General features: G+C 28.0%; 16 protein-coding genes. All 16 read left to right on the forward strand.

Annotated features, from left to right (window positions below; genetic code table 11):
* Positions 1–14: 14 nt before the first annotated feature.
* A complete protein-coding gene (locus BM027_RS07110) occupies positions 15–1,046 on the forward strand; it encodes a type IV pilus twitching motility protein PilT (protein WP_090090126.1) in 1,032 nt (343 codons plus the stop codon).
* 164 nt (positions 1,047–1,210) lie between these two features.
* Positions 1,211–2,482, forward strand: a complete 1,272-nt coding sequence (gene ftsA / locus BM027_RS07115; RefSeq protein WP_090090130.1) for a cell division protein FtsA — start codon at positions 1,211–1,213, stop codon at positions 2,480–2,482.
* Positions 2,483–2,495: 13 nt separating this feature from the next.
* A complete protein-coding gene (gene ftsZ, locus BM027_RS07120) occupies positions 2,496–3,638 on the forward strand; it encodes a cell division protein FtsZ (RefSeq protein ID WP_090090132.1) in 1,143 nt (380 codons plus the stop codon).
* Positions 3,639–3,876: 238 nt separating this feature from the next.
* Positions 3,877–4,680 carry a sigma-E processing peptidase SpoIIGA gene (locus BM027_RS07125; RefSeq protein ID WP_090090135.1) on the forward strand — a complete coding sequence of 268 codons (804 nt, stop codon included), beginning with the start codon at positions 3,877–3,879 and terminating at the stop codon, positions 4,678–4,680.
* Positions 4,681–4,691: 11 nt separating this feature from the next.
* Positions 4,692–5,399: an RNA polymerase sporulation sigma factor SigE gene (gene sigE, locus BM027_RS07130; protein WP_090090444.1), complete on the forward strand. Its 708-nt coding sequence runs from the start codon at positions 4,692–4,694 to the stop codon at positions 5,397–5,399.
* An 81-nt stretch (positions 5,400–5,480) separates the two neighbouring features.
* Positions 5,481–6,254, forward strand: coding sequence for an RNA polymerase sporulation sigma factor SigG (gene sigG / locus BM027_RS07135; protein WP_090090138.1), 774 nt, complete (start codon positions 5,481–5,483; stop codon positions 6,252–6,254).
* A 204-nt stretch (positions 6,255–6,458) separates the two neighbouring features.
* The gene (locus tag BM027_RS07140; RefSeq protein ID WP_090090140.1) at positions 6,459–6,728 is read left to right on the forward strand and encodes a YlmC/YmxH family sporulation protein; all 270 of its coding nucleotides are present in this window, start codon (positions 6,459–6,461) and stop codon (positions 6,726–6,728) included.
* A 74-nt stretch (positions 6,729–6,802) separates the two neighbouring features.
* Entirely contained in the window at positions 6,803–7,252 is a 450-nt protein-coding gene (gene nrdR, locus BM027_RS07145) for a transcriptional regulator NrdR (RefSeq protein ID WP_090090143.1), read from the forward strand.
* Between the two features lie 637 nt (positions 7,253–7,889).
* On the forward strand, positions 7,890–8,633 hold the full coding sequence (gene pgeF / locus BM027_RS07150; protein WP_090090145.1) for a peptidoglycan editing factor PgeF: 744 nt from the start codon (positions 7,890–7,892) through the stop codon (positions 8,631–8,633).
* 11 nt (positions 8,634–8,644) lie between these two features.
* Positions 8,645–9,349, forward strand: a complete 705-nt coding sequence (locus tag BM027_RS07155) for a response regulator transcription factor (RefSeq protein ID WP_090090148.1) — start codon at positions 8,645–8,647, stop codon at positions 9,347–9,349.
* Positions 9,346–11,016: a sensor histidine kinase gene (locus BM027_RS07160; RefSeq protein ID WP_090090150.1), complete on the forward strand. Its 1,671-nt coding sequence runs from the start codon at positions 9,346–9,348 to the stop codon at positions 11,014–11,016. The genes BM027_RS07155 and BM027_RS07160 overlap by 4 nt, the downstream gene beginning before the upstream one ends.
* A 322-nt stretch (positions 11,017–11,338) precedes the next feature.
* Positions 11,339–12,247 (forward strand): phosphate ABC transporter substrate-binding protein, encoded by a 909-nt coding sequence (locus BM027_RS07165; protein ID WP_090090153.1) that lies wholly within the window; start codon positions 11,339–11,341, stop codon positions 12,245–12,247.
* 24 nt (positions 12,248–12,271) lie between these two features.
* Positions 12,272–13,162, forward strand: coding sequence for a phosphate ABC transporter permease subunit PstC (gene pstC / locus BM027_RS07170; RefSeq protein ID WP_090090157.1), 891 nt, complete (start codon positions 12,272–12,274; stop codon positions 13,160–13,162).
* Entirely contained in the window at positions 13,162–14,046 is an 885-nt protein-coding gene (gene pstA / locus BM027_RS07175; RefSeq protein ID WP_090090160.1) for a phosphate ABC transporter permease PstA, read from the forward strand. Before pstC ends, pstA begins: the two co-directional genes overlap by 1 nt.
* 14 nt (positions 14,047–14,060) lie before the next feature.
* The gene (gene pstB / locus BM027_RS07180) at positions 14,061–14,810 is read left to right on the forward strand and encodes a phosphate ABC transporter ATP-binding protein PstB (protein WP_090090163.1); all 750 of its coding nucleotides are present in this window, start codon (positions 14,061–14,063) and stop codon (positions 14,808–14,810) included.
* Positions 14,811–14,828: 18 nt separating this feature from the next.
* Positions 14,829–15,485 carry a phosphate signaling complex protein PhoU gene (phoU, locus tag BM027_RS07185; RefSeq protein WP_090090166.1) on the forward strand — a complete coding sequence of 219 codons (657 nt, stop codon included), beginning with the start codon at positions 14,829–14,831 and terminating at the stop codon, positions 15,483–15,485.
* Positions 15,486–15,527: the final 42 nt, after the last annotated feature.

A 15,527-nucleotide genomic window follows, 5' to 3' on the forward strand; every position in this document is an offset into this window, starting at 1 on the left:
AAATGGAGGACTTTATGTTAAAGATAGATAAGCTATTAAAAAGTATAAATATACAGAATGTATCAGACATACATATTTCTTCAGGGTTACCTCCAATGATTAGAGTGGATGGAAGATTAATAGGTGCAAATGCTGAAATTATTTCGCATGAAGCAGTAGGTGAATATATTAAAGAGTTAGTTCCGGATAAGTTTGATGAATTTTTAAGCAATGGAGATGTAGATTTTAAATATAATCCAGAAGGAATGTGTAATTTTAGAGTTAATGCATTTAAGTGCAAGGGCAGTTATGCAATTTGTATGAGAGTGATAAAACAAGGTATACCCAAAATTAATGATATTACAAGTGCACAAGTACTAAAAGACTTTACTAAGTTAAATGATGGATTAATTTTAGTTACTGGACCAACAGGATCTGGTAAGAGTACAACACTTGCTGCAATGATAAATGAAATAAATAATACAAAAGAAAAACATATAATTACATTAGAAGAACCTATTGAGTATATATATAAGAATAACAAATCAATAATAAATCAAAGAGAAGTAGGTCAAGATACTAGAAGTTATGCTATGGGATTAAGAGCAGCATTAAGACAAGATCCTGATGTTATATTGATTGGGGAAATGAGGGATACAGAAACGGTAGAAGTGGCACTCAGAGCAGCACAAACTGGTCATTTAGTTTTCTCTACATTGCATACTATGGGAGCAGCTAATAGCATTTATAGAATTATAAATTCCTTTGATAATACTCATCAAAATGAAGTTAAAGTTCAATTATCATCTTTATTAAGAGGTGTTATATCCCAAGTTTTATTACCAAATGCGACAGGAGTAGGGAGGACAGCAGCTTTAGAGATTATGACATGTACTACAAGTATAAAAAATTTAATCAGGGAAGGTAACTATGAACAAATAAATAGCTTTATTCAAATGGGTTCAAAGTATGGAATGCAAACAATTGATATGGATTTAAAGAGATTAGTAAACAATAATATAATTACAAAAGAAGAGTATATGAAGTGGCAATCTAATAAAATTTAAAGTGCTACTATTTTATATTAAACACATAAAGCTGAAAAACATGTTAGCTTTTAATCATAAAAAATAATATTTTTTATGATTAATGAATTATTAAAAAGGAATTTTAATAATTGTGTTGAATATATTTATTATACTTTTTCTGCAAGGAGGGAAGAAAAGTAATAATGCAAGAAAATATAATTGCATCCGTAGATTTTGGAAGTAAGAAGCTATCAGCTTCTCTTGCAGCAAAAAATGAACAAGAGGAAATAGAAATATTAGGAGTTAAATCTTGTAAATCTAAAGGAATTGAAAAGGGACTAATTAAAGATATTAACAAATGCAGAGAAAGTTTAAAAAGTATATTAAAGGATTTAGAAGATAAAACAGGTAAAAAAATTAAAAATGTTTCCGCAGGAATATCTGCAAGAAAAGTTAGAATTACTGAAGCTACCGTTTCAGTTCCTTTACTAGAGGGAAGAGTTAGAGAAGAGGATATATTAGAAGCATTTAAAAAGAGCAAAAAAAGTATAACAATTACTAATGATGAGTTAGTAATAGATACAATAGTGAATTTTTACATTTTAGATGGAAAGGTTCTACATAGAGATATATTGAATTGGAAAGGTAACAATCTTGACTTAAATTTAACTTTGGTAATCGGTAAAAATGAAGAAATAGTTAAATACTATGAAATTTTTAAAGATACTGATTATAAATTATTTTCTTTAAAGGTAAATATTTTATCAGGTAAAGAAATATTCTTAAATGAAAATAATTCTATAGGAGAAAAGGTTTTAGTAGATATTGGAGCAGCAACTACTGATATAGCAGTATTTAGTAATGGTATTCCAAAATATATAGGGAATATACCTTTAGGTGGAAATAACATTTCTAAAGATTTGGCTATTTGTGGAGAACTTTCTTTTTCAGAAGCAGATAATATAAAGACGATTTATTCTAGCAATTATGAAACTTTATATAAAGATGATTCAATTTTGGATCAAATAGATGTTGGAACTTTAAAAATGTCAAAATCTTTATTTTATGAAGTTACAAATGCTAGAATTGAAGAAATTTTAAATTATGTTAATAGAGAACTAAAAAATACTGGTCATTATAATAGAATTTGTAGTATAATTCTATATGGTACAGGATTAAATTATTTTGAAAATATAAGTAGACTTGTCAATGATATTTTTAAAATAAAAACTAAGGTTATAACAAAAGACGATTTAGGAATAAAAAATCCTGAAAATATAACATCTTTGGCAGTAGTAAAAGAAGTTTATGATGGGATAAATTTGTATTGTTATAATCATAAAAATTTAATTGAAGTTAATGATGTTGTTATAAACAAAAACATAAATGAATCAGAAAAGTTAGATGAATATGAAGAAAAAAAATTAAAAAGTGTTTTAAAAAAAGTTAGAAACTTTTTAGAGGGAATTTTCTAAAGGAGGAATTATTTTGTTAGATTTCGATGGTGATATGCAAGAATTAACGAATATAAAAGTAATAGGCTGTGGAGGTGGAGGTAGTAACGCTGTAAACAGGATGATAGTTGAAGGATTGAAAAATGTTGAATTCATAGCTATAAACACTGATAAACAGGCACTAATGCTTTCACATGCAAATCAAAAGATTCAAATTGGAGAAAAATTAACTAAAGGATTAGGTGCTGGAGCAAACCCTGAAATAGGTAAAAAGGCTGCTGAAGAAAGTAAAGAAGAAATTTCATCAGCTATAAAGGGTGCTAACATGGTATTTATAACTGCAGGAATGGGTGGAGGAACAGGAACAGGAGCAGCTCCAGTTGTTGCTGAAGTAGCTAAGTCTATGGACATTTTAACTGTTGGTGTAGTTACAAAACCTTTCCCATTTGAAGGAAAAAGAAGAATGAGACATGCGGAAATGGGAATTGAAACTTTAAAGGAAAAAGTGGATACACTGGTAATAATTCCGAATGAAAGATTACTTAGAATGGCAGATAAAAAGACAACATTATTAGATTCATTTAAATTAGCTGATGATGTATTAAGACAAGGAGTTCAAGCAATTTCAGACTTAATTACAATTACTGGAGTAATTAATGCAGATTTTGCAGATATAAAAGCTGTAATGCTTAATAAGGGTTTAGCTCATATGGGAGTAGGCTTTGGAAGAGGAGACAACAGAACTCAAGATGCTGTTAGAGAAGCAATATCATCTCCTTTATTAGAAACATCAATAGATGGAGCTACAGATGTTATTATAAACTTTACCGGAGGAGTAGATCTTGGCGCATTAGAAGTTTATGATGCTGCTGATGTTGTACGTGAAGCTGTTGATCCAGATGCTAATATAATCGTTGGAGCAGTAATAGATGAAGCCCTTAGTGAAGAGATTAGAATTACTGTAATAGCTACTGGCTTTGAATCTGAAAAGAATGAAATTCCTTCAGAAGTAATAAATAAATCTACACAATCAGTAGCTACATCTAATAAGAGATCTAATGAGGAAGTAGCTTCTACAGTAGAGGAACCACAAAAACAAGATAGTAGTTCTAAGAATTATGAAGAAGATGATTTATTAGATATACCTGTTTTCTTAAGAAAAACTAAAAAACATTAAAATTATATTTGAGTATTATAATTTAGGAACATGAAATAAAATAAGCCTTATTTGATACAAAGTAGATGTAGTTATTTAACTACATCTATTTTTGTGCACAAAAATAAGTTCTTTTTAAAAAGTATTATGTAAATATATGTAAAAAGTTATCTTCTAAAATTAAGATTATTGGTTGCTATTATGACAAATTTTTGAAGTGGATAAGTCTATAATAAAACTCAACAGGAGGATTTACAATATGGAAGTATATGTAGACATTCTAATTTTTGAAAATTTTATAGTTAATTTATTTTTACTGATATTAACTATGAAAATACTAAAATATAAATATAGAGATGTTTTATTGATATGTGCTGGGCTTATAGGAGCATTATATACAATAGTATTGTTATTTCCACAGTTGTATATATTAACTTCCTTACCTTTTAAGATGATGGTTGTTTATATTATGATTAGAATAAGTTATGGAAAGAGAAGTGTTATTAGTATATTTAAGGCTATGGGTATATTTTTATTATTAACATTTACATTGAGTGGATTATGTTTTGCATTTTCGATTAACCAAAACAAGTATGTTTTAGGATCAAGTTTTGAAATTAATAAATATTCAATCAAATATTTGTTGCTATCAGTGATGATAATATATATGTTTTTTACTAGAGCAGTAGAATACATAAAAAATAAGCTATTTATAACTAATTATAAATTTATGATTGAATTTACAATAGAAGATACAACATATGATATACAAAGTTTTTTAGATACGGGAAATGAGTTAAGAGAACCAGTTACCAATCTTCCATGTATTTTAATAGAAGAAGAATTAATAAATACTATTAACTTTAATAGCAAAAACACATATTATGTGCCATATGCTTCAATTGGATATGGGGGTAATTTAAAAGGTATAAAAGTAGAAGAAATAAAAATAAAAGGTGAGCACTCTTATAATAATAAAGTAGAGGCAATCATATGTCCATGCAGTCAAAAATTAAGTAAAGAAAATGATTTTAATGCATTATTATCAAGAGGAGTAGTATGAAGGGGTGTATTATGGGTAGACTAAGTTTGTTTTTAAATAAGTTATTATCAAGATTTAAATTTTTAAGAAAAAAATTATACTATGTTGGAGGCAGTGATGCTCTTCCACCACCACTTTCAAAAGATGAAGAAGAAAAATTGGTAAATAACTTGATGCATGGTGATGAAAGTATTAGGAGCATTTTGATTGAAAGAAATTTAAGATTAGTTGTTTATATAGCTAGAAAATTTGAAAATACAGGTGTTAATGTAGAAGATCTTATTTCGGTAGGCACTATTGGATTAATAAAGGCTGTGAATACGTTTAATCCAGAAAAGAAAATAAAGCTTGCCACTTATGCATCTAGGTGTATAGAAAATGAAATATTAATGTATTTAAGAAGAAATAGTAAGATAAAGGCTGAAATTTCATTTTATGAGCCTTTAAATATTGATTGGGATGGAAATGAACTTTTATTATCAGATATATTAGGGACTGAAAGTGATGAGGTTTATAATCTCATAGAAGATGAGGTTGATAAACAGTTATTATTAATGGCTCTTAAGATTTTAAATGATAGAGAAAAAGAAATAGTCAAACTTAGATTTGGATTAAATGGGACTAGAGAAAAAACTCAAAAAGAAGTAGCTGATATGCTAGGAATTTCTCAATCATATATATCCAGATTAGAAAAAAAGATAATTAGAAGATTAAAGAAAGAAATAAGTAAAATGATTTAGCTTGTCATGAGTATAAAAGTATTATCTATCGGAGATACTCTTTAATGCAGTAGATTATTACTTCCGAAGGGGATGATACTTATGGTTATTAATAAAGTGGAAATATGTGGAGTTAATACTTCTAAGCTTCCTGTACTTAAAGAAAAGGAAAAGAAAAAACTTCTTTTAGCTTTAAAAGGAGGGGATATAAGTGCTAGGGAAACTTTTATAAAAGGAAATTTAAGATTAGTACTTAGTGTTATTCAACGATTTAACAATAGAGGAGAAAATGTTGATGATTTATTTCAAGTTGGCTGTATTGGATTAATGAAATCAATAGATAATTTCGATTTATCACAAAATGTTAAGTTTTCAACTTATGCAGTTCCTATGATAATAGGGGAGATTAGAAGATATTTAAGAGATAATAATTCTATTAGAGTAAGTAGGTCATTAAGAGATATTGCTTATAAAGCTTTAATTGTAAGAGATAGATTTATAAAAGATAATAATAAGGAGCCTACTATATCGCAAATTGCAAAGGAACTTGAGTTACCACGAGAAGATGTTGTATTTGCATTAGATGCGATACAAGATCCAGTATCATTATTTGAACCTATTTATCATGATGGAGGAGATGCCATTTTTGTAATGGATCAGATAAGTGATTCTAAAAATACAGATGAAAGTTGGCTTGAAAATATATCAATAAAAGAGGCAATGAAAAAACTTACAGATAGAGAAAAACTAATACTTAATTTAAGGTTTTTCAGTGGAAGAACTCAAATGGAAGTAGCAGATGAAATTGGAATATCTCAAGCTCAAGTTTCAAGATTAGAAAAGACTGCATTAAAACATATGAGGAAACATGTTTAATAAGTGCTAACATAATATAAAAAACTGATATGAATTAATATCAGTTTTTTTATATTATGTAATTAAGTAAGGTAATTAGACATATATTATTATATAGGACAAAATTTAAATTTATTTAATATAAGGCATAATTTTTTTATTAATCTAGATTAAATAGTAGAAACAAATTATAAGTAGGGTTAATTACAGGGGGAGGGAAAATTTATGGAACTTGAATTACACTCACTTAATGCTATGAGAAGTATGGAGGTAATTGATGTATCAACGGGAGGAAAACTTGGATTTATAAAAGATTTCAAAATAGATTGTGAGGAAAATAGACTAATATCATTAATCTTGCCAGGAGCAACAAAATCTTGGTTTGGAAAAGAAGATGAAAAGGAAATTATGTGGGGGGATATAGTTAGGATAGGTATAGATGTTATATTAGTAGAATCTGGAGATGTTATAAATGAGAATTCAAATAATAGCTAGTCAGATTTTAAAAAACTAGGTATAATAAACCTATAATAAAAGACATTGTTCACTAAAGTAAAGAGGTGATGAAGATGAAGTGTCCATTTTGTAACTTTGAAGAAAGTAAGGTTAGTGACTCAAGATCAACGGATGACAACACTACTATTAGAAGAAGAAGAGAATGTTTAAAGTGTGGCAAGAGGTATACTACTTATGAAAAAATAGAGGATTTTCCTATTTCAGTTATTAAAAAAGATTTAACTAGAGAAAATTTTAATAAAGAAAAAATAATTAATGGATTGATTATTGCATGTCAAAAAAGACCCGTATCAAGAAAACAAATAGAAGATATAGCTTATGATGTGGAAAAATCGATTTCTAATAGTATGCTTACTGAAATTGCATCAAAGGATATAGGCGAAATAGTTATGGATAAACTTAAGCAAGTGGATGAAATTTCATATGTTAGATTTGCATCTGTTTATAGACAATTTAAAGATATAAATACTTTTTTAGAAGAAATAAAAAATCTTATAGTTTAGGCATTATTTTTGCAAATGCCTTAGTATATATAAAAGGATATTGAAGATGCCTTATTTTCATATCCTTTTTGTATATTTATTATTTTAGTTACTTATTTGGAGATACCTAAAGTTAAAAATATAAATGAGATCTAAATTATGTTATCGTATGTTAAATTATTAGCTAATAAGGCATATTTAAAAAAATAACAAGTAAGTCAGTATGCTAGTCTATTTTGCGTCATACTGCGTCGATAATGTTAGCTAATAGCTCAGCTATGAGCTAATATTACCTCCTTGCCATTATATAAAGTGAAATTTTTCAGGCGGAGTTTTATACTCCATATGAATTTAGTTGAACTTATCTTAAGACAAAATATACGATGCATCTTTGACTTGTTATTTTCTTTCATATGCCTAAGGTTAAAATTTAGTTAATAAATAGATAAAACATATTTTAAATGTTAAAATAATTATATAGTTAAGAACATTCAAAAAAATAACAGATCAGTATGATTGTTTATTTTGCATCATACTGAGTCGGCAAGTTCTACTTATAGATAAGCTATGAGCAAAACTTGTGTCCTTGCCCTTGCACCAAATATATGGTGCATCGTTGGTCTGCTATTTTCTTTCATGTGCCTAAGGAGGAATAATTCTGAATAATATAGATTTTAAGTCTCTAGAAAACAATGAGAATTTTATCATAATAAAATTAAATAATACTGCAAAGGTTATATTTTCTAATGCTGAAAAAGGAATAAGTTTTAATAGAAATACGGAAGATGGAATTAAACAGTTAGAGTCTTTAAAAGAGAAATTTCAAGTGAAAGATGTTGTATACCTTAAGCAAGTACATAGTGATAATATATTTACATATGTATCAGATAAACCTAGTATTAAAGATAAAGAAGGAGATGCAATAATAACAAATGAAAAAAAAGTTATTGTTGGGGTATTTACTGCAGATTGTGTACCTATAATATTAGTTGATGAGGTTAATAAAGTAGTAGCTGCAATTCATAGTGGGTGGAGAGGTACATTTAATTCAATTACTTTCAAAACTATTGCAAAGATGAAGAAAGATTATAATTGCAAACCTGAAAATATCAAAGCATATATAGGACCTCATATTAGGGAATGTTGTTATGAAGTTTCAGAAGAACTTAAAGCACGTTTTTTAAATGAAAAAAGTGATATTGATAAAGAAAAATTATTTAATAAAAATAATCTTAATTTAGAATCATGTATAATCAGCGATTTAAAAAAATCAGGAATGTTAGAAAATCATATAAATGCACTAGGTCTATGTACGTATTGCAATAAAGAATTTAAATTGCATTCATACAGAAAATCAAAAGGAGACTATGGACGAATGTTTGCTTTTGTAATTTTAGAATGAGGAGAAAGAATATGGCTGAAGAAAAGGTATTAATAGTTGATGATGAAGAACATATAATTGAATTATTAAGATTTAATTTACTTAATAATGGATATAAAGTATTTTCAGCAACAAATGGGATAGATGCGATTAAAATTGCTGAAAAAGAACAACCCAATTTAGTTTTATTAGATCTAATGTTACCAGGAATAGATGGATTTGATGTATGCAAAGAAATAAAGAAAAATAAAGAAACTAAAAATACATCTATAATAATGTTAACAGCCAAAGGAGAAGAAATTGATAAAATATTAGGATTAGAACTTGGAGCTGATGATTATATAACAAAACCATTTTCGGTTAGGGAGTTACTTGCAAGAGTAAAAGCTGTACTTAGAAGGACGTATCCTACAATGCAACTAGATGGAAATATTTATGAGTCTCAAAGTCTTAAGGTTGACTTTGAGCGTCATGAAGTATTTATTAATAATCAAAAAGTTGATTTAACTTTAAAGGAATTTGAACTTTTACAAATATTGATAAAAAATAGAGGGAAAATCCTGCAAAGAGAAACTTTATTAGATAAGATATGGGGATACGAATATATAGGAGAAACAAGAACTGTAGATGTACATATTAGATATTTAAGAAAAAAGATAGAAAAAGATGATAAAAACCCAAGGTTTATAGAAACTATAAGGGGAGTTGGTTATAGATTTAATCAAGAAGAAGAATGAAAAATAAAATTTTAATATCTATAATAGTAATAGTTTTATTTGTGCTTACAATTTTAACTTCATCTTTTGTATTATTAACCAATATTCAGCATATTAATGACACAAAAGAAGAACTTAAAAACTTTAATTCGATTATTTTTCAACTCAAAAGTATTGATAAAGAAAAATTAGATAACATAAAAATAAATGGAATATCTGTACGATTAACGTTCATAAATACAAATGGAGATGTCTTATATGATACTGAAGAAAATAATCTTACTAATAATATAAATACAAAAGAAATACAAGAAGCTTTAGAAACTGGAAATGGGTACGCTATAAGATATAATGAAAGTACAAATACGAATTTAATATACTATGCTACAAAAATAGATGATACTATTATTAGAAGTTCAGTGCCTGTAAATATGATTAAAATGTTTCAAAGCGAGAATATCAAATACTATGTATGTATATTAATAGGAGTAATAATTTCTTCTATAGCTCTATCTTTAAAATTAGTTAAGATGATAATTCAGCCTGTAAAAGATTTAGAAAGTATAACAGGAAAAATGGCAGGTGGAGATTATAGAATAAGAGTAAATGTAAATACGAATGATGAATTAGGGAATTTAGGTAATAGTTTTAATAATATGGCAAACCAGCTTCAAATGAAAATAAATGAATTGGTTGAAAAACAAACTAAGATAGAATCAATTTTAAGGAGTATGGAAAGTGGAGTAATCGCTGTAGATAATAATGATGTGATTATTTCTATAAATCCTTATGCTGAAAAAATATTTGGAATAAAGAAGAATATAATTGGAGAAAATTTAATAGATTATATAACTGATTATGACATAAACAATTTTTTGAAAGAAGAAGAAATTGATAAGGAAATAAAAATACTTCATCCAATAGAACGTAACTTAAAGATTAAGAAAGCTATTATAGTAAATGGAATAGAAAAGATAGGAAAAGTTATAACAATACAAGATATTACAGATTTAAAAAAATTTGAACTTATGAGGACTCAATTTGTGGCTAATGTATCACATGAATTAAAAACACCATTAACATCTATAAAAGGTTTTGCGGAAACATTAAGAGACGTTGAACAGGATCCGACAAGAGGTAAGTTTTTAGATATAATTAATAAAGAAGCAGAAAGATTAACTAGATTAATAAATGATATACTGGTATTATCACATATCGAAAGTCATTTAGTATCACAGAGCGATGAGTTTTTACCGGGAGTAATAATTGAAGATGTAATAAATATGATAAAAAAGATAGCATACAACAAAGAAATTAAATTAGAATTTGAAGATCATAATCAAGAATTTATATTAGGAGATAAAGATAAATTCTTTCAACTTGTTTTAAATTTAATAGAGAATGGTATAAAGTATTCTGAAAGTGGAGCATGTGTTAAAGTTTTAAGTTATGACAAATGTGGATACTATTACTTGGAAGTTAGTGATAATGGAATTGGAATACCAGAAGAAGATCTTCCGAGAATATTTGAAAGATTTTATAGAGTAGATAAATCTAGAAAACAAGGTGGAACAGGACTAGGATTAGCTATTGTAAAACATATAGTGAAGACATTTAATGGAGATATTAATGTTGAAAGTGAATTAGGTGAAGGAACTACATTTAAGGTAGAAATAAAATATCTTTAAATTTTAAGTAGTTATCTAATAAAGCCATTAATTATATGTAAATGCTAAATTCTTTAATTAGAAGCTGTATATTACAAAATATAGATTTTTACAAAGGAGATATCTCAAATAAAAAATATTTTTTATTTGAGATATCTCCTTTATTTTTGTATAAACAATTAAATAAAAAGTTTTAATGTTAAATTATTTTAACAAGTAACTAATATAACTTAACCTGCCGATAATAATATATTAACTTATTGGGTATATTATAAAAATGTAAGGTAGGACGAAGAATAAATCAGAAAATTTCAAAATTTAATTATTAATGGAGGGAATTTAAATGAAAAAAAGAACCTTGAAATTTATAGTTAGTGCATTAATAGTAACAATGGTTGGAGGAGCAATGATTGGTTGTGGTTCAAAGACAACAACAGAAGAACCCAAACAAGGTACTAGCACAGAAGAAGGTATAACTGGTTCTATAACAATTAGTGGATCATCTGCATTACTACCATTAATGGAACAATCAATTGAGAAGTTTAAAGAGAAAAATCCAAATGCGGAAATAAGTGCCCAAGCAGGAGGATCAGGTGCTGGTATTACTCAAGTATTAGATGGAACAGTAGATATAGGAAATTCTGATATATTTGCAGAAGAAAATTTGAGTGCAGATAAAGCTAAAGAATTAGTGGATCATAAAGTCATAGCTCAAGGATTTGGAATTGTAGTGAATAAATCATTAGGAATAGATAGCTTAACTAAGGATCAAATCAAAGGAATATTTTCAGGCAAAATTACAAATTGGAATAAAGTTGGAGGACCAGATAAACAAATATTCTTAGTTCATAGAAAATCAGGTTCAGGTACAAGAGCAACTTTTGAAAGTACACTATTAGATGGAGATAAATCGTTAGAAAATGATGCAATAGGTGCAGTCCAAGATTCAAATGGTGCAGTACTTACAACAATGAAACAAAATGATGGTGCAATCAGTTACTTAGGTCTTGCATATATGAATACACAAGAAGCTAAAGATGTTTTACAATTAACTAAAATTAATGGAGTAACAAGTGATAAAGCAAACATAGCTGATGGTAACTATCCTTTCTGGTCATGGGGACATATGTATACTAAAGGAGAAGCTAATGGATTATCAAAATCATTTATTGAATTTATAACAAGTAGTGATAATTCAAAAAGTATAGAAGATTTAGGCTTTATTCCAGGAGCTGAAATAAAGAAAAAATAAGTAAATTAGAGGATGATTAAAAGGATGGAAAAAAGAAGTTTTAAAGAAAGACTTAAGAATGAATATTTAGGCCAAGGTTTTGCAACATTATGTGGAATAATAATAATAATAATAACAGTATTAATATTATTATTTATAGTTTCAAAAGGAATAAAGTCATTCACACAAAATGGATATAGCATTATAGATTTCTTATTTAAAAATGACTGGAAGCCACATCAAGATAAGCCTTCTTTTGGAGCTTTGGCATTCATCGTAGGATCTACCTGCGTATCAATAGGAGCGGTGATTTTAAGTGCTCCTGTTGCTATTGCATTAGCAGTTTTCACAAATGTAATTTCTAGCATATTTGGTAATAAAATAATAAAACCTGCTTTGGAAATATTAGTTGGAATACCATCAGTTGTGTATGGATGGGTTGGTATTTCAGTATTAGTACCATTTATAAAAAATAATGTGGGTGGAATGGGCTTTTCACTTTTAGCAGGAGTATTAGTATTATCATTAATGATTTTACCAACAATAGCAACACTGTCTATAGATGCTATAAAAAATATACCAAGCGATCATATAGAAGCATCATATGGACTAGGAGCTACTAGATGGCAAACAATAAGTAAAGTAATAGTTCCAGGGGCTAAAACAGGAATTATTACAGGGGTTGTTTTAGGTATAGCAAGAGCTTTTGGAGAAGCACTTGCAGTACAAATGGTAATTGGTAATACAGTAAAATTACCAGATGGGATTCTTTCTTCTATGTCCACATTGACGAGTGTTATAACAATGGATATGGCAAACACAGTTGGTGGAACAGCATGGAATGATGCATTATGGAGTTTAGCATTAATATTGCTTATAATCTCATTTATTTTTATATTGATAGTTAGAAAGATTGAAAAAAGGAGTGGAATATAATGAATGCAAAAAAGGCAGACAAAATTGCAACAGCTGTTTTTTATGCAATAAGTATTTTTATAGTAACATTACTTGGAACTTTTATTGCTTATATAATATATAAAGGCGGAGCGATGATAAAACCTTCATTTTTATTTGGAAACCCTAAATTAAGTGGAGCAGGTGGTGGTATTGGACCTCAACTATTTAACTCCTTTTATATGCTTATAATTTCATTGATAATTACAGTACCAGTCGGAATTGGAGCAGGGATATACTTAGCTGAATATGCAAAAGAGGGAAAAATACTTAATTTTATAAGAATGTCTCTTGAAACAATATCTTCATTACCATCAATAGTTATAGGAATGTTCGGGTTATTAGTTTTTGTTAATATGGCAGGATGGGGATATTCAATACTTGCCGGGGCGTTATCTGTTAGTATATTAAATATACCATCAATGACTAGAATTTCTGAAAATGCTATTAAAACAGCAAGCAAAAGAGTTAAGGAAGCATCGTTAGGGCTAGGTGCTAGTAAGTGGCAAACATTGGCTAAACTTACTGTACCTATAGCTATGAGTGAAATTTTAACTGGAATAATATTAGCTTCTGGAAGAATATTTGGAGAAGCAGCAGCATTTTTGTATACTGCAGGATTAAGTTCTGGTGGATTAAATTTTAACAATATTAGCTTACTTGGAAATAAATCAGCATTTTCACTTTTTAGACCAGCTGAAACATTGGCAGTTCATATATGGAAGTTAAATTCTGAAGGAACTGTTATTGATGCAGTACAAATTGCAAATGGAACATCAGCAGTATTAATAATTGCAGTTCTTTTGTTTAATATAATAGCAAGATTATTAGGAAATAGATTAATGAGATCTTACGGCGGGAAGTAGGAGGTTTATAAAACATGAGTATTATAGAAACTAAGGATTTAAATTTATATTATGGAGATAATCAAGCACTTAAAAATATAAATATAAATATAAATAAAAATGAGGTAACAGCATTAATTGGACCTTCAGGATGTGGAAAGTCAACTTTTTTAAGAACTTTAAATAGAATGAATGACTTGATTGAAATAGTTAAGATAACTGGAGAAGTAATTTTTGAAGGCAAGGATATATACAAAGATTATGATGAGATATATTTAAGAAAAAGAGTAGGCATGGTATTTCAAAGACCAAATCCATTTCCAATGTCTATTTATGATAATATAGCTTATGGACCTAGAATTCATGGAATGAAAGATAAAAAAGTTTTGGATAAACTTGTTGAAGAAAGTTTAAAAGGAGCTGCTCTTTGGGATGAAACTAAAGATAGGTTAAAACAAAGCGCACTTCGACTTTCAGGGGGACAACAACAAAGGCTATGTATTGCAAGAACTTTAGCGGTGTCACCAGAAGTTATATTAATGGATGAACCGACATCGGCACTAGATCCTATATCAACAAATAAAACTGAAGAATTAATTGACGATCTAAAAAAAGATTATACAGTAATAATAGTAACTCATAATATGCAACAAGCAGGAAGAATAGCAGATAAAACAGCTTTTTTCTTAAATGGTGAAGTAATAGAGTATGGAAAAACAGAAAATATTTTCTATAAGCCAAGAGATAAAAGAACAGAAGATTATATAACTGGTAGATTTGGTTAAAATAAGGGAGGAGAATTAATGACAAGAGGATCTCAAGATACAAGGGTAAAAGAAATAAATAGAGAGTTATTAAAGATGACAAGTTTAGTGGAAAAACAAATATATGAAAGTATGATTGCATTAAAGAGCCATGATTTAGAAATGGCAGATAGAGTTATTAAGGGCGATGACAAAGTAGATAATCTTCAAAAAATAATTGAAGAGGACTGTATTAAGTTTATTGCAACAGAACAACCGGTAGCAACAGATTTGAGAAAAGTATTTACTGCATCTAAAATTGTAACAGATTTAGAGAGAATGGCAGATCATGCAGTTGATATATGTAAGATTACTAAAAGATTAGATGAAACTGCATTTAAAGAAAATTTAGGTGAGCTATGGGAGATGGAAAAAAAGGTTAGAAGTATGATAAGCTTATCTATAGATGCTTATATTAAAGATGATGAAGAATTTGCATATAAAGTTTGCAAAATGGATGATTCAGTAGATGCATCATATGAATCGTTATTTGGAATATTACTAGATCAAATTAAACAAAATGAAGATTTAATTCATCAAGGAACTCAATTATTATTTGCAATAAAGTATTTAGAAAGAATTGCAGATCATGTAACGAATATTTGTGAATGGACCATATTTTCGAAAAATGGGAAATATGTGGATCTAAATGAATAGCAAGTTTAACGTGATATCTGAAAATAAAGATTGCACATAAAG

Origin of the sequence: Clostridium uliginosum, from assembly GCF_900112485.1 — a bacterium.
GTDB lineage: Bacteria > Bacillota > Clostridia > Clostridiales > Clostridiaceae > Clostridium > Clostridium uliginosum.